The 21,641-nt window shown below is 42.9% G+C and carries 19 protein-coding genes; 5 read left to right on the forward strand and 14 right to left on the reverse strand.

The genetic code is table 11. The features are described from left to right. The first annotated feature begins 13 nt into the window (after positions 1-13). The 4 genes from GSR62_RS07005 to ispE all read left to right on the forward strand — a co-directional run bounded on the left by GSR62_RS07005 (position 14) and on the right by ispE (position 4,801). The gene (locus GSR62_RS07005) at positions 14-1,228 is read left to right on the forward strand and encodes an argininosuccinate synthase (protein ID WP_010689696.1); all 1,215 of its coding nucleotides are present in this window, start codon (positions 14-16) and stop codon (positions 1,226-1,228) included. Next, on the forward strand, positions 1,221-2,606 hold the full coding sequence (gene argH / locus GSR62_RS07010) for an argininosuccinate lyase (protein WP_066024239.1): 1,386 nt from the start codon (positions 1,221-1,223) through the stop codon (positions 2,604-2,606). Before GSR62_RS07005 ends, argH begins: the two co-directional genes overlap by 8 nt. A gap of 108 nt (positions 2,607-2,714) precedes the next feature. Next, positions 2,715-3,848 carry a glycerate kinase gene (locus tag GSR62_RS07015; RefSeq protein ID WP_066024238.1) on the forward strand — a complete coding sequence of 378 codons (1,134 nt, stop codon included), beginning with the start codon at positions 2,715-2,717 and terminating at the stop codon, positions 3,846-3,848. Positions 3,849-3,925: 77 nt separating this feature from the next. Next, positions 3,926-4,801 carry a 4-(cytidine 5'-diphospho)-2-C-methyl-D-erythritol kinase gene (gene ispE / locus GSR62_RS07020; RefSeq protein ID WP_010689700.1) on the forward strand — a complete coding sequence of 292 codons (876 nt, stop codon included), beginning with the start codon at positions 3,926-3,928 and terminating at the stop codon, positions 4,799-4,801. 58 nt (positions 4,802-4,859) lie between these two features. On the opposite strand, the gene GSR62_RS07025 is transcribed toward ispE, so the two are convergent. The 6 genes from GSR62_RS07025 to pdhA all read right to left on the reverse strand — a co-directional run bounded on the left by GSR62_RS07025 (position 4,860) and on the right by pdhA (position 11,970). Then, the gene (locus tag GSR62_RS07025) at positions 4,860-5,723 is read right to left on the reverse strand and encodes an alpha/beta hydrolase (protein ID WP_066024237.1); all 864 of its coding nucleotides are present in this window, start codon (positions 5,721-5,723) and stop codon (positions 4,860-4,862) included. Positions 5,724-6,130: 407 nt separating this feature from the next. After that, complete coding sequence (locus GSR62_RS07030) at positions 6,131-7,150, reverse strand: lipoate--protein ligase (RefSeq protein ID WP_066024236.1); 1,020 nt, start codon at positions 7,148-7,150, stop codon at positions 6,131-6,133. 25 nt (positions 7,151-7,175) lie between these two features. Continuing rightward, a complete protein-coding gene (gene lpdA / locus GSR62_RS07035) occupies positions 7,176-8,582 on the reverse strand; it encodes a dihydrolipoyl dehydrogenase (RefSeq protein ID WP_066024235.1) in 1,407 nt (468 codons plus the stop codon). Positions 8,583-8,587: 5 nt separating this feature from the next. Next, positions 8,588-9,877 (reverse strand): dihydrolipoamide acetyltransferase family protein, encoded by a 1,290-nt coding sequence (locus GSR62_RS07040; protein ID WP_010689705.1) that lies wholly within the window; start codon positions 9,875-9,877, stop codon positions 8,588-8,590. A gap of 15 nt (positions 9,878-9,892) precedes the next feature. Next, complete coding sequence (locus GSR62_RS07045; RefSeq protein WP_010689706.1) at positions 9,893-10,870, reverse strand: alpha-ketoacid dehydrogenase subunit beta; 978 nt, start codon at positions 10,868-10,870, stop codon at positions 9,893-9,895. Next, on the reverse strand, positions 10,870-11,970 hold the full coding sequence (gene pdhA / locus GSR62_RS07050) for a pyruvate dehydrogenase (acetyl-transferring) E1 component subunit alpha (RefSeq protein ID WP_066024234.1): 1,101 nt from the start codon (positions 11,968-11,970) through the stop codon (positions 10,870-10,872). Before pdhA ends, GSR62_RS07045 begins: the two co-directional genes overlap by 1 nt. 542 nt (positions 11,971-12,512) lie before the next feature. Here pdhA and GSR62_RS07055 point away from each other — a divergent pair. Further along, positions 12,513-13,871 carry an MFS transporter gene (locus GSR62_RS07055; protein ID WP_066024233.1) on the forward strand — a complete coding sequence of 453 codons (1,359 nt, stop codon included), beginning with the start codon at positions 12,513-12,515 and terminating at the stop codon, positions 13,869-13,871. A 109-nt stretch (positions 13,872-13,980) separates the two neighbouring features. On the opposite strand, the gene GSR62_RS07060 is transcribed toward GSR62_RS07055, so the two are convergent. The 8 genes from GSR62_RS07060 to GSR62_RS07095 all read right to left on the reverse strand — a co-directional run bounded on the left by GSR62_RS07060 (position 13,981) and on the right by GSR62_RS07095 (position 21,489). Next, positions 13,981-14,214 (reverse strand): Veg family protein, encoded by a 234-nt coding sequence (locus GSR62_RS07060; RefSeq protein ID WP_010689710.1) that lies wholly within the window; start codon positions 14,212-14,214, stop codon positions 13,981-13,983. A gap of 92 nt (positions 14,215-14,306) precedes the next feature. Next, positions 14,307-15,203, reverse strand: coding sequence for a 16S rRNA (adenine(1518)-N(6)/adenine(1519)-N(6))-dimethyltransferase RsmA (rsmA, locus tag GSR62_RS07065; RefSeq protein WP_010689711.1), 897 nt, complete (start codon positions 15,201-15,203; stop codon positions 14,307-14,309). After that, a complete protein-coding gene (gene rnmV / locus GSR62_RS07070; protein WP_143452071.1) occupies positions 15,196-15,765 on the reverse strand; it encodes a ribonuclease M5 in 570 nt (189 codons plus the stop codon). Before rnmV ends, rsmA begins: the two co-directional genes overlap by 8 nt. 8 nt (positions 15,766-15,773) lie before the next feature. Continuing rightward, positions 15,774-16,541 carry a TatD family hydrolase gene (locus GSR62_RS07075; protein ID WP_035447565.1) on the reverse strand — a complete coding sequence of 256 codons (768 nt, stop codon included), beginning with the start codon at positions 16,539-16,541 and terminating at the stop codon, positions 15,774-15,776. A 58-nt stretch (positions 16,542-16,599) separates the two neighbouring features. Then, complete coding sequence (metG, locus tag GSR62_RS07080) at positions 16,600-18,630, reverse strand: methionine--tRNA ligase (RefSeq protein WP_010689714.1); 2,031 nt, start codon at positions 18,628-18,630, stop codon at positions 16,600-16,602. Positions 18,631-18,756: 126 nt separating this feature from the next. Next, positions 18,757-19,254, reverse strand: a complete 498-nt coding sequence (locus GSR62_RS07085; RefSeq protein WP_066024231.1) for a phosphatidylglycerophosphatase A family protein — start codon at positions 19,252-19,254, stop codon at positions 18,757-18,759. 17 nt (positions 19,255-19,271) lie between these two features. Continuing rightward, positions 19,272-20,228: a hypothetical protein gene (locus GSR62_RS07090; protein WP_035447574.1), complete on the reverse strand. Its 957-nt coding sequence runs from the start codon at positions 20,226-20,228 to the stop codon at positions 19,272-19,274. Continuing rightward, positions 20,215-21,489, reverse strand: a complete 1,275-nt coding sequence (locus GSR62_RS07095; RefSeq protein WP_066024230.1) for a hydroxymethylglutaryl-CoA reductase, degradative — start codon at positions 21,487-21,489, stop codon at positions 20,215-20,217. The genes GSR62_RS07090 and GSR62_RS07095 overlap by 14 nt, the downstream gene beginning before the upstream one ends. Between the last annotated feature and the right edge of the window lie 152 nt (positions 21,490-21,641).

The following is a 21,641-nucleotide window of genomic DNA, read 5'->3' on the forward strand; positions in this document are numbered from 1 at the left end:
AGGAGTTTTTAAAATGACAAATAAAAAGGTTGTGCTCGCATATTCTGGTGGTTTAGATACTTCAGTTGAGATCGCTTGGCTCAAAAACAAAGGCTACGATGTGATCGCTTGTTGCATTGATGTCGGCGAAGGAAAAGACCTGACTGCTATCCAAGCGAAAGGACTAGCGGTAGGTGCAGTTGAATCCTTGGTCATCGATGCTAAAGAAGAATTCGCTAGTCAATATTGTTTAACAGCGCTGCAAGCTCACACATATTATGAACAAAAATATCCGCTCGTTTCAGCGCTCTCACGTCCTTTGATCGTTAAACATCTAGTCAAGATCGCTAAAGACTACGGTGCTTGTGCGATCGCGCATGGTTGTACCGGTAAAGGCAATGACCAAGTCCGGTTTGAAGTTGGGATCCATGCTCTAGCTCCGGAAATGTTGATCGAAGACCCGATCAGAGATAACCATTGGTCTAGAGAAGAAGAGATCGACTATGCTCTTCAAAATAACATCCCCGTGCCGATCAACAAAAAGAGCCCTTATTCGGTCGACGAAAACCTATGGGGCCGGGCAAATGAATGTGGTATTTTAGAAGATCCTTGGCAAAGTGCTCCAGCTGATGCCTATGCTCGGACTTTACCTTTAGAGCAAACACCTGACGTTCCCAGTGTGATCGAGCTTGAATTTGAACAAGGTGTCCCCGTCAAATTAGATGGAGAAAAACTTAACTTAGCTGATCTGATCCTAAAACTTGATAAATTGGCTGGCCAACACGGGATCGGACGGATCGATCACGTCGAGAATCGGTTAGTCGGGATCAAATCCCGTGAGATCTATGAATGTCCAGCAGCTACCGTCTTGATGGCAGCCCATAAGGACCTCGAAGATATCACGCTTGAAAAAGAAGTTGCTCATTTTAAGTCTGTGATCGAACAAAAACTCAGTGAGTTGATCTACAACGGGTTGTGGTTCTCACCGTTGATGCCCGCCCTCCAAGCTTTCTTAAAGCAGACTCAGACTAATGTTACTGGTGTTGTTCGGGTCAAATTATTCAAGGGTAACGTCATTTGTGAAGGTCGGAGATCGCCTAATTCCTTATATGATGAAAAACTAGCGACCTACACCGCGGCTGATCAATTCGATCAAGAAGCTGCCAGTGGTTTCATCAAACTATTCGGTCTTCCAACTCAAGTCTATGCCCAAGTTCAACAAAAAAATGGAGGAAATAGCCATGAGTGATAAGTTATGGGGCGGACGTTTCGAAGCGTCTCCCGACCAATTCGTTGATGAATTTGGGGCTTCGATCAGTTTTGATCAGTTACTAGCCCACGAAGATATCCAAGGTTCACTGGCTCATGTCAAAATGCTCAAACACACTAAGATCTTGAGTTCCAGCGAAGCAGATCAGATAATTGCTGGGCTAGAAACGTTAGCGCACAAACTAGCTGCTGGTGAACTTGAATTTTCAGTCGCCAACGAAGATATCCATATGAATTTAGAGGCGCTATTAGCCCAAGAGATCGGTCCAGTTGCGGGGAAACTGCATACTGCCCGGAGCCGAAATGATCAAGTTGCGACCGATCTACATCTTTATCTAAAGAACCGCCTCCCGCAAGTATTGGACACGATCGCTGAGCTACAAAAAGCGTTATTGCATCAAGCAAAAAAGCATCAAACGACACTGATGCCTGGTTTTACGCACTTACAACATGCACAACCGATCACGTATGCTCACTATTTGATGGCCTACTGGCAAATGTTCAAACGTGACTGGGAGCGCTTTGACTTCAATCAAAAGCACACCGACATCTGTCCTTTGGGAGCAGCAGCTTTAGCAGGAACGACATTTCCGATCGATCGGAAATTTAGCGCCGACCAATTGGGCTTTAGTGAGATCTATGCTAATTCACTAGATGCTGTATCCGATCGTGATTTTGCCTTAGAATTTTTGAGTAACAGCTCGATCTTGATAGTCCACCTTTCCCGCTTTTGTGAGGAACTTATCTTGTGGTGCAGCTATGAATTTGGCTATCTGGAACTATCCGATAAATTCGCTACGGGAAGCTCGATCATGCCCCAAAAGAAAAATCCTGATATGGCTGAGTTGATCCGGGGCAAATCTGGCCGGATCTTTGGCGATCTGATCGGTCTACTGACAGTTTTAAAGGGACTTCCTTTGGCCTATAACAAAGATATGCAAGAAGATAAAGAAGGTGTCTTTGATGCTGTCAAAACGATCATCCCCTGTCTTAAGATCTGCACTCAAATGGTCGAAACATTAAGTGTCAACAAAGCACGGATGGAACAAGTGCTCACGACTGATTTTTCAAACGCTACGGAACTAGCCGACTACTTAGCTAAAAATGGCGTGCCTTTCCGTCAAGCACATGCGATCGCCGGCAAGTTAGTCTTACACGGGATCAAACAGCACCAAACGCTTCAAGATACCGACTTAGCAACTTTCCAGAAATTTTCACCTAAGATCCAAGCCGACGTGTATTCTGCCCTTGATCCCAAAACAGCCATCAAACGGCGCAACTCATATGGTGGAACTGGATTTGCCCAAGTTGAACAGCAGATCGAACTTGCTGAGCAGTTTATGCAAAAATTCGAATAGATCTAACTAGAGGATAGAAATTGAACTTATGAAATTTTTATCCTTTCTTTTTGTTTGCCCTTACGCTAAACTCAAAGATAATAGCACTAGAAATGAGGTCTTTTATTCGTGAAAATCATCATTGCACCTGATTCTTTCAAAGAAAGCATGACTGCTAGTGAAGCAGCCCAAGCTATCTATGCCGGCTTTAAACCGATCTTTCCCACCGCTACATATGAATTGATCCCACTAGCAGACGGGGGCGAAGGCTTTGTCGATACGATCTTAAATACCGTCCCTGGAAAAATTTATACCTATCAAGTAATGGGGCCAAGAAAGCAATCAGTTACAGCGAAGTTAGCCGTGATCGAGGCGGGCAAAATTGCACTCCTTGAAACGGCAGCAGCTAGCGGCTTACAACTTTGTAACGGCATCAAGGATCCGCTGACGGCTACTAGCTATGGAACAGGTGAATTACTCAAACACGCTTTAGATCTCGGAGTGGAACATATCATCTTAGGTCTTGGTGGCAGTGCGACTAATGATGGTGGTGCGGGCTTACTTCAAGCCTTAGGCGCCAAATTCTATGATCGTTCTCACTATGAATTACCTTTAGGCGGTATCCATCTACAAGCACTCGAGAAAATAGATATCAGCGCCTTAGATCCGCGCTTACAAACAACTAAGATCACCCTTGCTAGTGATGTGGCTTCACCCTTCATTGGACCTAACGGGGCTAGTGTGGTCTTTGGCCCGCAAAAAGGTGCTTCCCCTAACGCTGTGCTCCAACTTGAACAAGCTTTGACTAATTTTTCACAAGTTATCAAAGCTACTTGTGGCCAAGATATCGCCACTACTCCGGGTGCAGGCGCAGCTGGTGGGATCGGTGGGGCATTGCTTGCCTTCACTAACGCTACCTTGACTTCAGGGGTCGAGCTCGCGATCACTTTGACTGACCTTGAGCAAAAAGCGACTGCAGTTGACATTTTGTTGACCGGCGAAGGCAGTTTAGATAGCCAAACAAAATTGGGAAAGACACCCCTTGGAGTTTTGCGCGCGGTTAGATCTGTTTCACCTGACTGCACCGTGATCGGCTTAGCTGGTAAGGTCGAGGCAGTTGCTGAATTGCATCAATTAGGTTTTGATGCTGTTTTTTCGTGTACTCCTGGTGTCATCAACTTGGAACAAGCCTTAAGATCGGGATCAAAGCATTTAACGCAAACAGCAAATGAAATAGCGCATTTATTGCAAAAATTTGTTTAGAGTGTTTGACTCTTTTAAAATAGCGCGTAGTTCAGTATAATTAAACTAATAATTTCAATGATAGACAGGTGAATCAAATGGAGATATCGGAGAAAGCTCCGGCTAAATTGAACTTCAGCTTAGATACCCCATTTCGTCATCAAAACGGTGAGCCAGAATGGAAAATGGTAATGATCGCAGTTGATTTAGCCGATTACGTACACATCCAGACCCTTCCTAACTCGCATAAGATAACCGTCTCGACCGACTCTGGTTTTTTACCAAGCGATCAACGAAACTTAGCCTATCAAGCCGCTAAGATGTTGCGCGATAAATACCAGATCAAAGAAGGCGTAGCGATCACGATCGATAAAAACATCCCCGTGGCTGCAGGTATGGGTGGGGGATCTTCGGATGCTGCCGCTGTCCTACGTGGCTTAAACAAGTTATGGCAACTTGGGCTCTCACGTGAAGAACTTGCTAAAATTGGGCTAGAGATCGATTCAGATGTTCCGTTTTGCATCTACAGCGAACCAGCCCTTGTGACTGGTAAGGGCGAGATCGTGACCCCGATCGGTCCTTTACCCCCATTAAAGATCATTATCGCTAAACCCCGTGACAGTGTCTCAACGCCTAGCATCTTACGCAAGATCAACTATGATAAGATCAAACACCAAGATGTCGATGCTGTCGTTTGTGCGATCAAGGCACAAGATTATGCAGCGATGGTCACTAAGATGGGAAATACTTTAGAACCGATCACTGCTGGACGCCACCCTGAGATCTTGAAGATCAAGGAAAAAATGCTCCAATTTGGCTGTGATGCAGCTCAAATGAGTGGTAGTGGTCCAACAGTTTTTGGGATCTGTCAAAAGGCTTCACGAGCCCAACACATCTACAATAGTTTACGTGGTTTCTGTAAAGAAGTTTACATCGTTAGTCCTTATAATTTAGACCAGCAAACTTGTTTTTAAAAAACTAAGACCAGATAAAGTCCTTAACTGCTTAAGAACTCTATCTGGTCTTAGTTTTTTAATGATGCCACGCAAGCGGGCGGTTGTTCCACAAGATCTTATCCATCGTATCTAAAACTTTAGCACTTTGATGCAGATCCGTATGATCCGTATTGGTATAAACGGCTTGATAATATTTAGACCAATTAGGATGAATGATATTTTTCAAAAATAGTGACTGTACATTGGGTACTGAACCGTCAGTTTTTTCACCATCAACTGACCCCATCAAATTATAAAAATCGATACTAGCTAGCGGATCAAATTCTTTAAATTTCTTCAATAAACGCTGGTAATTTTTATCGGTCGAAACTTTGGCTTGAGCTTTGGCATAGCTCGTATTCTCATCTACGCTTTCATCGATCGGTGTTCCCAGTAAGATCACCTTAGGAAAAGCGATCTCTTTTTGTAACGAACTTGAATCTGCCAAAGCATGTATCAAAGCACTACCCCCCCATGAATGTGCGATCACATTGAGTTTATCGACGTGATAATCGCGGTGCAAGACCGTAAGTACCTGCTGCAACCACTTTGTCTGCGCTTGGTAATCTTTTGTATAATTCCAATCAAAGATCAATTGGATCAAAGCATTTTTCTTGTTAACCACACTACCTTGGACCTTGACCTTACCCGTTGGCGTCACATGGATCGTCATCGTCTTTTGTGCGATATTTTCTTTTTGGTAGTATTTGATCAATTTGCTGTAGGTCCAACCATTGCCACCCCAACCAGGAATTAAAAGCGTTGGAACGTTACTATATGAAATATCAGAACGCAATTGCTCCGTGCGTAATGCTTCACCCGGTGTTCCACGTAAGAGCCATAATTGCAGGCAGATCAACCCGACTAAAACACTTCCTAGAATTGCCCACCATTTTTTCAAGACTGTACTCTCCTTCTTTCTCCTAGTGCATAAATTATAGTCCTTTTGGTTGATTTATGCATCCGTTTTGACTTAACTTTTTTATTTAATAAATTCGATGATCAGACCGGTTCACAAAAATAATACTGCTAATTATAATCAAGATATAAACAAATAATTGGAGAAAAAAATTGAAAAATATTAAGGACTTTACAGTTAAGCACCCATATATTTCAGTACTGATCCTTCAAGCATGCATTATCATCATCTTTGGCACGCTGTGTTTACTATTTCCAACAGTCTTTACAAACGGTATTTATACTACGCCCTTTTCTACTATTTTTATCTTCATCGCTATCAAGATAGGATCAAATAAAAAATAAAGCCCCTTCTATGATCGACACCATAGAAGGAGCTCTATTTAAATCTTATTTTTGCACTGCTAGCAATTCGATTATTTCTTCAGTTGGAATACCAGCAAAATATCGGGTAAGATCTATCTTGGCCATAGCTTGCCGAATTTCTGCTGGAGCGTATTTTACACCCGCTAAGAGCGCTTCTACGTCACTGACATCCTTTTTACCAAAGAAATCGCCATAGATCTTAACTGAAGTGATCACACCACTATCGATCAAGAAACGCGCATCGATCGTTCCACCAGTGAAACGATGGCGTCTTTGAACTGTAAACTCTGGGGAACGTCCATAGACCCAATCCCAATTTTTATACAGCTCTTGTTCGATCTTAGCAATTTCAGCTTTATCCGCCTCATCTAAATGATATTCAAATTTTTGGGCTTGCTCTAATGAATCTACTTGCCAGATCTTTTTGATCAATTCATCTCGGAAGGCGAAGGTATCTAGTGCTTGATACTGTTTGTCCAAATATGGCTTGATATTTGTTACGTGCGAACGAACTGACTTAACACCTTTTGATTCGATCTTATCTTTAGGTACACGCAACGCATTTTCAACCGCACTCGTATCCACATCAAACATCAAAGTCCCATGTGAGAAAGTTTTGTCGCCTTTCGTATACATTGCATTACCAGAAAATTTCTTGCCTTCGATCACGATATCATTGCGCCCGGTCACTTCAGCTTTGGTAGCCCCCATCTCATGTAGCGCTTTGACGATCGGTTGGACCAATGTCTTAAAATCACCGAATTTTTGATCTTTAGCTGGTACGACAAAGCTAAAGCACATATTGCCTAGGTCTTGATACATCGTACCACCACCGGAAAGGCGACGAGTGATCGTGATCTTGTTATCTTCACAATATTTCTGATTGATCTCTTCCATTGTATTTTGGTTTCGACCTACGATGATACATGGCTTTTCGATATAAAACAGCATAAACGGTGCTTCCAATTTACCACTGTTCATCAAATACTGTTCCGTTGCTAAGTTAGTTCTGATATCATCAGTTTGCATTACTAGATACTGCATTCTTCATCCCTCATTTGCCTAAAAATTAAATATTAGTTGGAAAACCAAGTGCCACATCAGCAGCATCCATCACAGCTTCACCTAATGATGGGTGTGGGTGGACAGTTAAGCCGATATCTTCAGTCGTTGCTCCCATTTCGATCGCCAAAGTCAATTCGTTGATCAGATCACTCGCATGGGCCCCAACGATCTGAGCCCCTAACAAGATATCCGTTTCTTCTTCGAAAACTAGACGAATAAAACCATCCGTCTTCCCCATTGAGATCGCACGCCCATTAGCAGCAAATGGGAATTGAGCCTTTTTAGCCTTAAAGCCCTTTTCTTTAGCTTCGGCTAGCGTCAATCCTGTCGTTGCGATCGAAGTATCCGTATAACAAACGGCTGGCATCGCACGATAATCGACCGTTGTCTTCATACCAGAGATCGCTTCAGCAGCTACTTTACCTTCATAACTAGCTTTGTGAGCCAAGGCAAAACCAGCCACGATATCACCGATCGCATAGATATGTGGGATATTTGTACGGCTTTGAGCATCAACTGGGATCAAACTGCGGTCATCGATCTTGACGCCGGCTTGTTCTAAGCCCATATCAGCGGTATTTGGACGGCGCCCGACCGAAACGATCACGTAATCAGCTGTGATCTCTTGAGCTTTACCATCGATCTCAAAGGTGACTTTGACGTTATCATCTGTTTGTTCAGCATTCTTAGCCAAAGCATTGGTGTAGATATCTACCCCTTGTTTGCTAAAGTGATGTTCGACCACTTTGACTAGATCTTTTTCATAGTTAGCTAAGATCATCGGACCACCTTCAAGGATCGTCACATGGGAACCTAAGTTGGCATATGCCGAAGCTAACTCACACCCGATATAACCGCCACCAACGACAACTAATTCTTTTGGAACTTCACGTAAATTGAGCGCACCCGTTGAGTCTAAGACACGACCCTTGAACTTAAAGTTAGGGATCTCGATCGGATGACTCCCGGTAGCTACGATCAAATTATTGAAACTATATGTTTGAGCATGACCTTCCTTATCGATCACACGTAAATTGTGATCATCTTTCAAGAAGGCATCGCCCCAAACAACATCGATCTGATGCTTTTTAAATAGTGATGCGACCCCACCAGTGAGCTTAGAAACAACGCTATTTTTCCACTCGATTGTTTTATTGAAATCAAGTTTAGCTGCTGTTACTTGGAGCCCCATATCTTGGGAGTGCATTGCGTATTGGTAGTGATGCGCCGCTTCGATCAAGGCCTTTGAGGGGATACAACCTACATTCAAGCAGACACCACCGATAAATTCACGTTCGATCACAGTCACCTTTTGACCTAATTCGGCTGCGTGGATCGCTGCTACATATCCACCAGGGCCCGCACCGATCACGACTGTATCTAATTCAATTGAAAAATCTCCAACTACCATCTAGCTCATCCTTCCATTAATAACAATTCTGGGTCTGCCAATAATTCTTTGAGTCTGTTGACTGCTTTTTGAGCTGTTGCACCATCGATCACACGATGATCAAAGGCCAAGGACAACTTCAAAACACGTGCGATCTGAACTTCATCATCCACTACGACAGCTTCTTTAGTGATCTTACCCATACCTAAGATCGCAACTTCAGGCCAATTGATGATCGGCGTAAAGAAACCACCGCCGACCGAACCAATATTGGTGATCGACATGCCCGTGTAATTCATATCATCACGTGATAATTTATTTTCTTTAGCTTTGGCTGTGTTTTCCGAGATCTGTTCAGCGATCCCAAATAAGCTCAACGCATCTGCATGTTTAACATTTGGTACGAATAGACCATGTTCGGTGTCTGTGGCGATACCTACGTTGATGTAGTCTTTATAAGCGATCGTTTGATTTTGCATATCGACCGAGCTGTTGAAGATCGGGAATTCCTTCATGATCACGGCTAAAGCCTTGACCATATAAGCCATAAAGGTCAATTTGACACCACGCGTTGCCGCCAATTCCTTATACTTCTTACGGTGATCCCAAAGTTTATCCACGACAACTTCATCAAAGACATGTACATGTGGGATCTGTGAAACTGAACGCACCATTGCATTAGCCGTTGCTTTTCTGATCGGTGACATCTTTTCAACTGTTTCAGGCCATTGAGCACTTGCACTAGCTGGCAATGCAACGACTGATTCTTCTGTTTTAGCCTCAGGTGCTGCGACCGGTGCATCTTGTGGTAAACTCAAAGCTTGTTCGATATCAGCTTTAGTTACTTGTCCGTGACGGCCAGTTCCCTTGATCTTAGTCAGATCAACTCCATTTTCACGGGCAAACTTGCGCACGGATGGCATCGCTAAAACTGGTAAGGAATGATCTTGAACAGATGCTGCGACCGGTGTTGCTACGCTTGTTGGCTCAGCAACCGGTTGAGCCACGGGTTGAGCTGGTTCTTCGACTTTAGCTGGTGTTTCTGTCGCACTTGCATCAACATTGCCCAAACCTTCAGCCACTTCTAGCTCGACTAAAACATCGCCCACTTCAGCTGTTTCACCTTCCGGGACCACGATCGCAGTTACTTTTCCGGCTACAGGACTAGGAATTTCTTCGACGGATTTATCATTTTCGATTTGAACTAGATCATCATCTTCTTTGATCGTATCGCCGACTTTAACGTGCCATTCACCGATCACCCCTTCAGCGATCCCTTCCCCAATATCTGGGAGTTTAAATTGATATTTACTCATAAATCTTCACCTTTCCTAGAAATTGACCGTTTCTTTTACTTTTTCAATGATATCTTGCTTGTTTGGTAACCAGATCGTTTCAGCATCGCTAAATGGATATGGTGTGTCTGGGGCATCGACCCGTGCGATCGGTGCTTCTAACGATAAAATCCCCTTTTCGGCGATCAAAGCGGCTACTTGAGAATTGATCCCAGCTTGGCGTTGTGCTTCTTGGACCAAAACAACTCGGCCAGTACGTTTGACTGACTCTAAGATCGTTTCTTCATCCAATGGTGAAACTGTACGCAGATCAACGACTTCTGCTTCGATCCCTTCTTTAGCCAATTCGTCAGCAGCCCGTAAACTTTCATGGACCATATAGCCGTAAGAGATGATCGTTACATCTTTACCTTCACGCTTGACCGCTGCTTTATCCAAGGCTACGGTGTATGCGTCATCTGGAACTTCTTGTTTGAAAGAGCGGTATAATTTCATATGCTCTAAGAATACGACCGGATCATCAGAGCGGATTGCTGCCGTCAATAGACCTTTGGCATCATATGGATCACTTGGGATAACAACTTTTAACCCCGGTGTTTGTGCCATCAGTCCTTCCAAACTATCGGAGTGCAATTCTGGCGTATGGACCCCACCACCAAATGGCGCTCTGATCGTCACGGGCATTTTACGGGTGCCACCTAAACGAAAACGTGTCCGCGCGATCTGAGCTGCGATCTCATCCATGACTTCAAAGACAAAGCCAAAGAATTGGATCTCAGGAACAGGACGAAAACCGGTCAAAGCTAAGCCAACTGCGAGACCACCGATCCCTGATTCAGCTAAGGGCGTATCAAAGACTTGATCTTCACCGACTTTTTCTTGTAAGCCATCAGTCGCACGGAAAACACCACCATTTCGACCAACATCTTCACCAAATACCAAAACATTTTTATCGCGTTTTAATTCATCTTCCAAAGCTTGTGTAATTGCTTTGATCATCGTTGTTTTAGCCATTATGCTTCCTCCTTAGCCGCAAATTTTGCAATTTGTTCCTCTAAAGTCGGTGGTGTTTCTACAAAGACATTTTGAAGATATTCACTCACCTTTTGTTTTGGCGCTTGTTCAGTCTTTTTCATCGCTTCATTGATCTGCTCATTTACTTCTTCAATGTAAGCTTCTTCTTGAGCTTCTGACCAAAGACCTTTTTCATCTAAATAAGTGCGTAATCTTACCAATGGATCTTTCTTTTCCCATTCAGCTTCTTCATCAGTGGTCCGATAACGATGCGGATCATCACCAGAAAGCGTATGTGGACCAAAACGATACGTCAAAGTCTCGATCAAGACTGGGCCATTACCTTCGACACTGTATTTACGTGCTTCGCTCATGACTAAATAGACTGCCAAAGCATCCATCCCATCAACTTGAATACCTGGGATCCCAGCAGCTAGACCTTTTTGAGCTAAGGTCGGAGCCGCAGTTTGGACCGCTCTTGGGACTGAGATCGCATAGCCGTTATTTTGCACAACAAAGATCGCCGGCGCTTGATATGCACCTGCAAAGTTGATCCCTTCGTAGAAATCACCTTGGGAAGTACCGCCATCACCAGTATACGTATATGCTACATTCTTAGCGCCCTTTTTCTTGAAACCTAGAGCTACACCAGCGGCTTGAACATATTGGGCTCCGATGATGATCTGTGGTGGTAAAGCAGCTAGATCTTCGGGATATTCATTTCCTAAGACATGCCCCCGCGACCACAAGAAAGCCTTTTCTAAAGGTAGCCCATGTAAGACTAATTGTGGAACATCACGATAAGCTGGTAATAAGAAGTCTGTCTTTTCCATCGCAAATTCAGATGCGATCTGAGAAGCTTCTTCCCCTGCTGTTGGCGCAAAGAAACCTAAGCGCCCTTGACGATTTAGCTTAGTGGAACGTTCATCTAACACACGCGACCACAACATTTGCTTGAATAATTCCACGATCTGTTCATCACTTAGATCTGGGAAAAAGTCTGGATCGATCACTTTACCATGTTCATCTAATACACGAAGCGGTTTGATCTCACTTGGAGAGATCGTCTTGAATGCTTCAAAATCAATTTTTTGTGCCATTTTAAAACTTCCTTTCTTCAAACATAAGGAATCAAATCTTATTTTCAATCTTCGTACAGCGCTTACATCGATAATTATAACGTATCGTTCACTAAAAGTTAATTTTGTGCACTCTTTAATTTGTTTCCTACTACCGAAAAAATCTTGATTTTGCGCAATATTTTGCGGATAATTTTTTCTAGCTTGTGGACAATGTTACTTTTATCACAAGCTCCTAGTTTAAAATAATGTTTTAATTTTTTAAATTAAATCAAGATATTATCAGCCTTTTCCGCCGGATCGTTTTATTTGTAACTTATAGACATTAGAACTATAATACTTCTGTAGACTATGGAAGGGAAGTTTTAGATATGACACGCCGTAATGATTCCAAGCTCGAACACCGGCTTGAAGAAAACCGTTTGAACGATGCTAGACGTCGGGAAAATGAAGAAAAAGAGAAAGAAGCTAAGGAACACCGCGAAAAGTGAGCTTTAGTCTTCTAATAAAGTCCGAATTCTGATTTCGGACTTTTTTTACATATTTAGAAAGTAGATGATCAAATGGAACTCACCGAAACTAAGCGAAAATTATTTATTTTTACTCTATTGGCAGGTACTTTTACCATGTCGATCAGCCAATCAGCCCTTTCAACCGCTTATCCTGCCTTGATGCATTTCTTTGCGGTCGATGCGGCAACGATCCAGTGGTTGACGACTGGCTTTATGCTCATGATGTGTGTCATGATGCCTGTCAGTCCATGGCTGCTCAATAATATTTCTTTTAAACATCTCTATCTTAGTGTCTTAGCCCTCTTTGGGGTCGGCACTTTAATGATAATTTTTGCCCCAACTTTCTGGCTCGCACTTTTAGGCCGCTTGTTAGAGGCGACTGCTGTCGGTATCTTATTTCCATCATTTCAAACGGTCTTGATGACGATCACGCCTAAAGACAAGCGGGGACAAACTATGGGAGCCGCCGGATTAGTCATGGGTTCAGCCTTAGCAGTTGGACCGATCATCTCTGGGATCGTCTTAAACTTTTTGCGTTGGCAAGACCTCTTTTGGTTATTTTGCTTTTTAATGCTCGTGATCTTTTTGGTCGCTTGTGTGACGATCAGTGATGTCATGGAACGCAAGCCATCCCAGTTAGATGTTTGCTCTCTATTCTATGAAGGTTTTGGCCTAGGTACCTTATTATACGCTCTTACCGCCCTTAAAGATCCACGCCAGCCGTTGCTAAATATCTTACTTTTGGTCTTAGGTCTTTGTTTATTGATCGCCTTTTGTCGCCGTCAACTAAAGCTGACCACGCCACTTTTAGAATTGCGGATCGTTAAGTACCTTGATTTTGACATTGGCTTATTATTGACCGGGCTTTCTTACGTGTCCTTGATCGTAGTCACGATCGTTTTTCCGCTCTATTATCAAAAGATCCTCGGCTTAAGTCCGTTAGCTTCGGGGCTTTCCTTGGTCTTACCTGCTGTTTTACTGAGTGTGTTGAATCCTGTGACCGGTAAACTGGCCGACAAATGGGGCTTCAAACCGGTTCTTTTAGTTGGGGTCAGCATGTTGCTCGGTGGCTGGGCTGGACTGCTCTTATGGCAAGATCACCTTGGACTCCCACTCTTGATCGCCTTTTCCATGGTGATCGAAGGAGGCAATGCCTTTGTCATGATGCCGGCGACAACGCTGGGGGCTAATTCAGTGCCTAAAAACTTGATCGCACATGCAACTGCGCTAACAACTACGATCCGCCAGCTCCTTGGTAGTCTAGGTGTCATGCTCGCGACCCTATTGTTAAGCAGTGCCGGTCAAAGTATTACCCAAAAATCAAGCTATTCCCGCGTCTTTATCTGCTTTTTACTTATCGAGGCCGTAGCGTTAGTCTTGGCGTTACGCTTAAAAGAAGTAAAAAAATAAGCTAGGAGGTACCCATGCAAGTGGGTGCTCCTAGCTTATTTGCTGTTTCAAAAAATTAAATCTCGGTACCTAAAATCCTAATAAGGATCGGCGATAATCGACTTATCGCTTAATCAAAATCTAGAATAATATTATTGGTCAAAACGTCGGTGTAACTATATGATACGCGTTCAACGGCATTTTCTTCGTGACTTAATTCTACGATAAATACAGCGGGGAAAGTTTCCCGCAGAATCCCATGACGTTTAGTAACTTTTTTGCGTCCAACGTGGGACGTTACCGTTAAACCAGCGCCAATGCAATTGTCGAGCTTGCTCTTGATTTTTACTAATGTAGTTGGCAATGCGCTTCACCTCTCTGTGTAAAATATTGTAACATAATTTTACAAAAAACGCAATTATACCACACCCGAACAAACACTTCAATATTTAAAAGTTATTTTTTGACGATTTTTTCAGCGACTAAAGCATCAGCTAAGGCGACCATTTGTGCGATCGTTAACTTTTCAGCGCGGATCCCTGGCTCGATCGCAACTTTAGCCAAAGCTGCCTGCATTTTTTCTTTGATCTCAGGGGTCTTACCATACATTCCTTGCAAGTTGTTCCAAAGGCTCTTGCGTCGATGTAAAAAGATCCCTTTGACCATTTGCTTAAAGAACTTTTCATCAACTGGTCGATAAGTTTGAACGGCTTTTTTCTCTAAGACAATGATCGCAGAATCAACTTTAGGTTGGGGAATAAAAACTGTTTTAGGCACGATAAACGCCACTTTAGCATCCATCTCGTATTGCACCGCTACACTCAAAGAACCGTAATCTTTAGTCCCAGGAACAGCTGCTAAACGATCAGCGACCTCTTTTTGCATCATCACAACGATCCGGTCAAAATCAACCGGTGCTTCCAACAAATGTAAAATGATCGGTGTTGTAATGTAATATGGTAAATTAGCCACTAACTTGATCTTGTGCTTGCCATCGAAATTTTTAGCGATCAATTCCACTAGGTCAGCTTTGAGCACATCTTGATGAACGACTGTCACGTTATCATAAGGTGCCAAAGTATCGGCTAAAACCGGGATCAAACGGTCATCGATCTCTAGTGCCATGACTTGATGGGCATTCTTAGCCAACTGTTCGGTCAAAGCGCCGATCCCGGGTCCGATCTCGATCACGTCATCTTCTGGCGTTACTTCAGCAGCTGCTACGATCTTATTTAAAATATTGATATCAGTCAAAAAGTTTTGGCCTAAACTTTTTTTAAACGTTAGCCCATAACTTTCCATGATCGCCCGCGTCCTAGTCGGTGAAGCGATCTCTGGTAATTGATTATTCATTGATTTTTCCTTCCTCTACTTGGTCTAAATATCTCAGTGCCGCAGCAAATTCTTCCGGTGTGATCTGGAAGAGATTCAACCGCTTATAGAGCTGTTTTCCATTGACATAGCCGATCCGCAAATATTCGCCCAAGATCCGGCGTCTGATCTTGGCCTTGGGTCCTGATATCAAGCCCGCTACTGCTAGATCTTCCCGACTGATCATCGGAGTCGCATCGGGCTCTTCGGTATATAGATTACGTAAAGCTTCCCGGATCGCCTCTGGATCAGCATGTTCAACGCCAAGACTGCCTTTGTGATCTGGGGCAGCAGCTTTTTTTGTCAGAAAAGCATGCTTGACCCCCGGAACAGCTTCTTGGATTATCTTACGGATCTTTTCCCCTGAAAAATCGGGGTCTGTAAAGACGATGACTCCGCGCTTGTCATGTAATTCTTCGATCTGTGCGAGTGTTTCATCACTGATCGCTGATCCCCTAGTCTCAAGGGTATCTGCATTGACGGCTAAGTTGATCCGCTTGGTATCATCTTTACCTTCAACAACGATAACTTCTTTGATCTTCATCTTATCTGTCATTTTATCTTCAACACTTTCTTTGCATTAGCAGTTGTGATCTGCGCTAGTTTTTCAGGTGCGATCTGTCTTTCTTTAGCTAAAAATTCTAAAGTATAGCGGGTCATCGCTGGTTCATTGATCTTGCCCCGAAATGGCATTGGGGTTAAATATGGGGCATCTGTTTCAACTAACATATGTTCCAATGGTGTCACCAAAGCAGCCTGTTTAACTTCCTTAGCATTGCCAAAAGTCACGACCCCACTAAACGACAATTCCATCCCTAGATCCAAAAATTTCTCAGCCCAGTCAGCATCCCCATTAAAACTGTGCATGATCCCACCGATCTTTGCGATGTCTGCCTTTTTTAAGATCGCATAGCAATCCGCGATCGCATCCCGATCATGGATACTTATCGGAAGTTGCAGTTCATGCGCGAGCTCTATTTGACGTTCAAAAACTTTCCATTGGACTTTTTTAGGTACATCACAGTGATAATCGAGCCCGATCTCCCCCAGAGCTTTTACTTTCGGATGAGCCAAGACTTCGCTTAATTTATTTTCAAAATTTGTATCGTAGTCTAAAGCACTTTCGGGATGACAGCCAAAAGCTCCATAGATCCCTGGATATTTCTCAACTAAGTCAAGCATTCGCTCCGTACTCGGGTCATCGTAACTGATGACTAACATTTCGGTCACATTTAAAGCTTTGGCCCGCTCGATCACATCAGGAATGTCATTTTTAAATTCTGTAGCATTGATATGAGTATGTGAATCAAAAATCTCCATTTTTTCCTTTCTTACGCTAAAAGGCACACGGTCAGCCCATGTGCCTTCTATCACTTGATCAGCCAACTAATGATCCGGCTGGGATCTCATCGGGAACAGTTATTAATTGTACTGTATCACCAAATTCAGCTGATAAGAGCATCCCTTGGCTGATCTCACCTCGCATCTTACGCGGTTGTAAGTTCGTTACCGCGATCACTTTTTTACCGATCAATTTTTCTGGTTCAGGATACCATTGAGCAATACCCGAGAGGATCTGACGTTCACCTTCATCGCCCGCATCCAATCGGAATTTGAGGAGCTTATCGGCACCCTTGACCCGAGAAACATCTTTGATCAAAGCCACCCGTTGTTCGACTTTATCAAATTTATCGAACTTGATCTCTTTTTTCGTTGACTTAAGTTCTGTCTTTTCAGGGTCAAATTCAGCTTGCGCTTCGGCTGCTTCTTGCATTGCTTTGCGCCCTTTTTGTTTTTCATTTTTAGTCATATTAGACTTGATGTATTCAACTTCAGCTTCGATATCCAAACGTGGGAAGATCGGTGTTCCCTTCTTAACAACAGTTGTCTTTTCTGGGAGGGCAAAATAGTCCACCCCTTTGATAGCCATATCTTCTAATGGCAGACCTAATTGAGTAAAGATCTCTTTTGGTGCATGTGTCATCACTGGTTGCAACAAGATCGCGATCAAGCGCAAACTTGCAGCCAAGTGGGCTAAGACACTGTCCAATTCATTAGCTTTAGCTTCATCTTTAGCCAAGACCCATGGTTCAGTCTCATCGATATACTTGTTAGAACGTGAAACAAACTTCCATAGTGCTTCTAAAGCCAAGGCAAAATGCGCTTGATCCATGTTAGCTTCGTATTCCGCGATCGCTTCTTTAGCTGATTTTTCTAAATCTAGATCAAATGCCGTCACATTTGAAGTCAGCGTTGGGATCAGACCTCCACGATACTTATTGATCATCGCAACAGTCCGGTTCAATAAGTTACCTAAGTCATTAGCCAAGTCATAGTTGATCTTTTGCACAAAATCTTCTGGCGTGAAGATCCCGTCATTGCCAAATGGAACAGCACGCATCAAGTAGTAGCGCAATGCATCTAAGCCATAACGTTCAGTCAACATTTCAGGATAGACCACATTGCCCTTAGACTTAGACATCTTGCCGTCACGCATGACTAACCAACCATGACCGATGATGTGTTTTGGCAATGGAAGATCTAAAGCCATCAAAATGATCGGCCAGTAGATCGTATGGAAACGAACGATCTCTTTACCTACCATATGAACATCAGCTGGCCAATACTTGTTGAAAAGTTCTTGATCCTTGCTACCGTAGCCTAAAGCTGTGATATAGTTGCACAAAGCATCGATCCAAACATAGACCACGTGTTTTGGATCATTTGGCACTTTAACGCCCCAATCAAAACTAGTCCGTGTGATCGCTAGATCTTCTAAGCCTGGCTTGATGAAGTTGTTCAACATTTCATTTTTACGACTTTGGGGAATGATGAAATCTGGGTGTTCATTGTAGTATTCGACTAAGCGATCAGCATATTTGCTCATCTTGAAGAAATAGGATTCTTCTTCGACTAATTGAACTTCATGACCAGATGGAGCCTTCCCACCGATCATATTGCCTTGTTCATCACGATAAACTTCGGCTAATTGTGATTCAGTAAAATATTCTTCATCAGAAACAGAGTACCAACCTTTGTAAGAGCCAAGATAGATATCACCTTTATCCAAAAGTTTTTGGAAGATCTTTTGGATCGCTTCTTCGTGATATTCATCCGTTGTCCGGATAAATTTATCATTTGTGATCTCAAGTTCTTGCCATAATTTTTGGATCGAGTCCGCCATCATATCAACATATTGTTTGGGCGTCATGTTCAAGTCTTGTGCTTTTTGTTCGATCTTTAGCCCGTGTTCATCTGTCCCTGTCAAAAAGAAGACATCAAAATCTTGCAGACGCTTGTAGCGTGCCAAAACATCGCAAGCGATCGTTGTGTATGAGTTACCGATGTGTAGCTTTCCTGATGGGTAATAGATCGGCGTTGTAATGTAATATGTCTGTTTATCAGCCATTAACTAGTCATTTCCTTTCGCTTAAAACTGCTATTAGTGCAAGTTTATCATCGTCAAATTTTCAATAAAAATAGTATAACATAACCACGTACCTATTATTAGCTGTTTCAAGCAAAAAAACAGGAACTAGGCGTATTTATGTGCAATTTTGCCACAAGTAGCGGCTACGATCGCAGCTAAAAGATCATCGATAAAGGTATTGACGTGTTCTGGACTCGTATCGAATTTCTTGATGATCCCAGATTTTACGCGGTCAAAATATCCAAAGTTGGTAGCTCCGATCGTACCATAGATATTGGCGATCTGTAAGGCTAAAGTTTCATCGACACCAAAGACTCCCGAATCATTTTCGATGATCTCGGCTAAGGGTGAAGCCACCTTTCCTTCTTCGGTCAACCGATCGAGTTCTAACATAACCATCGCATTATTCAATAATTCCCGCTTGTGCATCACATCATTGACATCGTTTTTGCATTCTTCTAAGGTCAGACCCAATTCAAAATCCTTTTGGGTCTCATAGACCAACTTAGCCAATTCATCCAAGCTGACACCGCGTTTGGTTAAGCGTGCGATCACAAATTCATGTGCCTTCGTATCGGGATATTTAAAATCTTTTTGATACATTGAAATACCTCCTTTTATTAACGTAATAAGTAGTCTACACCTAGCGTGGCTAAAAGCTGATTGACTGGCATAGCATAGAGTTCTTTAAACTTTTCAGCAGGTTTTTCACCTAGATCGGGTAAGATAAATGAATTTTGACCATCGACCTTGAAACGCCCCGCATAAGCTGATTTAAACGTTAAATTCTCTTGCCAAGGTGTATGATAAAATTCAAATAAGGCACTTGTTTCCAAGCGTAATTGCCGTTCACTCAAAACAGGCGTTATCGTGATAAAATCATTTAAGTGCATGGACAATAAATTCCATTCGCTGAGTTGCTTATCAAATGATTTCCATAAACGTACCACACCCCGCCGCACTTCAAAAGCTGTCTGGAGTGATTTTTCTGTCATGACCGCATAGAGTTTTTGCGCTGCAGCTAAGGAGATTGGATAATTTTTTTCTAATTCTGGTAACACTTGTGCTAGATCATCAGCAAAAAAGACTAAAGCATCTAATAATGTTACCGTCCGTAAGACCATCCATTCATCGCGTTTTCCTTTTGGCTCAGGCTTTAAGATCGCTAAAACACCTTTTAGATATAACTCTTCGACGCTTTCATCTACAAAACCCAATTCCCGTTGTTTAGCATAGACTTTAGTGTGTAAGACCGTATCATATAGGTCGATCCCTGCTAGCATAAATTTATGATCTTTATTCGTATCGCCGGTCGTCAAATTAAACGCTACTTGTGGTGTCTTATCTAGCATCAATAAAAAGTGTAATAGCTCATGCGCGATCGTATAATCCGGATCTGTTTGATCATAAACATCGACCTTTAATTTTCCACCATGTAAATAGTGCTGGGCTTGGTCATGGCGTAAATAGCCCACTTTTTTAGGTTCTTTAAATTCGATCTCGACTCCAGCAGGAAATTTTTCCTCAACTTGAGCGATCAATTCTTGGGTTTTAGTTGTCAAATCATTTTTGTTCACGTTTATTTCCTCTTATCTCTTCTAAGATCTGCTTAGCTGTAGCTGAATCACGCGCTTTTTTAGCTAATAACTCCGCTACGACAGCTGAAACTTCACTCGGGCTAGCTCCCACTGCGACGGCTAAGCTTTTCAATTGTAATTTCATATGGCCCTTTTGGATCCCATCAGTCACTAAGGCATATAGTGCTGCTAAATTTTGGCCTAAGCCAACAGCCGCCACGATCTTTTCTAATTCCTTAGCATCTTGTAATTCTAAAAGTTGATGGTTAAGTTTGACTAGCGGCACGATCGAGACCGAACCACCAACTGATCCTAGTGGTAAAGGCAATTCTAATTCACCGATCAACATATCGCCCTTGACTTGCCAAGTACTCAAGCCCTGGTAACTACCATTGCGGGCAGCGTAGGCATGCGCACCAGCTTCGATTGCCCGCCAGTCATTACCACTGGCGATCACGACTGCATCGATCCCATTCATGATCCCTTTATTATGCGTCGTTGCTCGATAAGGATCAAGTTGGGCTAAGCGGCTAGCAGTAGCGATCTTTTGCGCGATCTTTTCTCCCGCTAGCTCGCCTTTAGTCAGCGCAGATACTGGGATCTCACACGTGACTTTTACTAAACAGTGTGTTGCATAATTGGATAAAATACTCAATAAGATCTCTGCATCAAGCTCAGTTTGCAAATAACTCGCACAAGCCTCTAACATCGTATTCAACATGTTAGCGCCCATCGCTTCTTTAACATCAACGATCAGATCAAGAGAGACCAGATCTGGAGCTAAGATCCGTATTCTGATCTCACGGGCACCACCACCGCGGCGAACGATCGACGGATGAGCTTCATTAGCCAATTGAAGTAATTTAGCTTGCATTTGTTCAAGTTGTTGAGCTAATTTAGTGGCATCTTTGACCTGTTCGATAACGATCTGCCCGATCATTAAGCGTTCTTTTAGCTCACTTTTGAACCCTCCACCCCGCTTGACGATCGCTGCTCCATGGCTGGCAGCGGCGATCACCGAGGGCTCTTCCGTCACCATTGGGATCAGATATTCTTTTCCATCAATGACATAATTTAACGCCAAGCCTTCCGGGATCTGATACTGCGTGATAAAGTTTTCGATCATCGTATCACCCAGTGTAAGATCAAGTTTTGGCGCTATCAAAGAATCCACTTCAGCTTGCGTCAATTTTTTTTGTTGTACTAAGATATCCAGCCGTGTCTGGCGATCTTTTTGATAGTATTTGCTAAATCCGTTCATATATATTTCCTCAGATCTATATTCTGTTATCCGTTAGACCCTTTTAGTTTAAGCATTATCATAAAAAAATACAAGTATCGAAATTCCGCTACAAATAACAAGAGCCCCACCATATATCATGGTAGAGCCCTCATTATTGACTGCATTACTTG

Source organism: Ligilactobacillus animalis (genome assembly GCF_009933595.1).
Lineage (GTDB): Bacteria > Bacillota > Bacilli > Lactobacillales > Lactobacillaceae > Ligilactobacillus > Ligilactobacillus animalis.

What these genes read in the sequence shown, in the direction of transcription:
- GSR62_RS07005 (WP_010689696.1), top strand. Translation starts at nt 14, where the DNA reads ATGACAAATAAAAAGGTTGTGCTCGCATATTCTGGTGGTTTAGATACT.
- argH (WP_066024239.1), top strand. Translation starts at nt 1,221, where the DNA reads ATGAGTGATAAGTTATGGGGCGGACGTTTCGAAGCGTCTCCCGACCAA.
- ispE (WP_010689700.1), top strand. Translation starts at nt 3,926, where the DNA reads ATGGAGATATCGGAGAAAGCTCCGGCTAAATTGAACTTCAGCTTAGAT.
- GSR62_RS07030 (WP_066024236.1), bottom strand. Translation starts at nt 7,150, where the DNA reads ATGCAGTATCTAGTAATGCAAACTGATGATATCAGAACTAACTTAGCA.
- lpdA (WP_066024235.1), bottom strand. Translation starts at nt 8,582, where the DNA reads ATGGTAGTTGGAGATTTTTCAATTGAATTAGATACAGTCGTGATCGGT.
- GSR62_RS07040 (WP_010689705.1), bottom strand. Translation starts at nt 9,877, where the DNA reads ATGAGTAAATATCAATTTAAACTCCCAGATATTGGGGAAGGGATCGCT.
- GSR62_RS07045 (WP_010689706.1), bottom strand. Translation starts at nt 10,870, where the DNA reads ATGGCTAAAACAACGATGATCAAAGCAATTACACAAGCTTTGGAAGAT.
- pdhA (WP_066024234.1), bottom strand. Translation starts at nt 11,970, where the DNA reads ATGGCACAAAAAATTGATTTTGAAGCATTCAAGACGATCTCTCCAAGT.
- GSR62_RS07055 (WP_066024233.1), top strand. Translation starts at nt 12,513, where the DNA reads ATGGAACTCACCGAAACTAAGCGAAAATTATTTATTTTTACTCTATTG.
- rsmA (WP_010689711.1), bottom strand. Translation starts at nt 15,203, where the DNA reads ATGAATAATCAATTACCAGAGATCGCTTCACCGACTAGGACGCGGGCG.
- rnmV (WP_143452071.1), bottom strand. Translation starts at nt 15,765, where the DNA reads ATGAAGATCAAAGAAGTTATCGTTGTTGAAGGTAAAGATGATACCAAG.
- GSR62_RS07075 (WP_035447565.1), bottom strand. Translation starts at nt 16,541, where the DNA reads ATGGAGATTTTTGATTCACATACTCATATCAATGCTACAGAATTTAAA.
- metG (WP_010689714.1), bottom strand. Translation starts at nt 18,630, where the DNA reads ATGGCTGATAAACAGACATATTACATTACAACGCCGATCTATTACCCA.
- GSR62_RS07085 (WP_066024231.1), bottom strand. Translation starts at nt 19,254, where the DNA reads ATGTATCAAAAAGATTTTAAATATCCCGATACGAAGGCACATGAATTT.
- GSR62_RS07095 (WP_066024230.1), bottom strand. Translation starts at nt 21,489, where the DNA reads ATGAACGGATTTAGCAAATACTATCAAAAAGATCGCCAGACACGGCTG.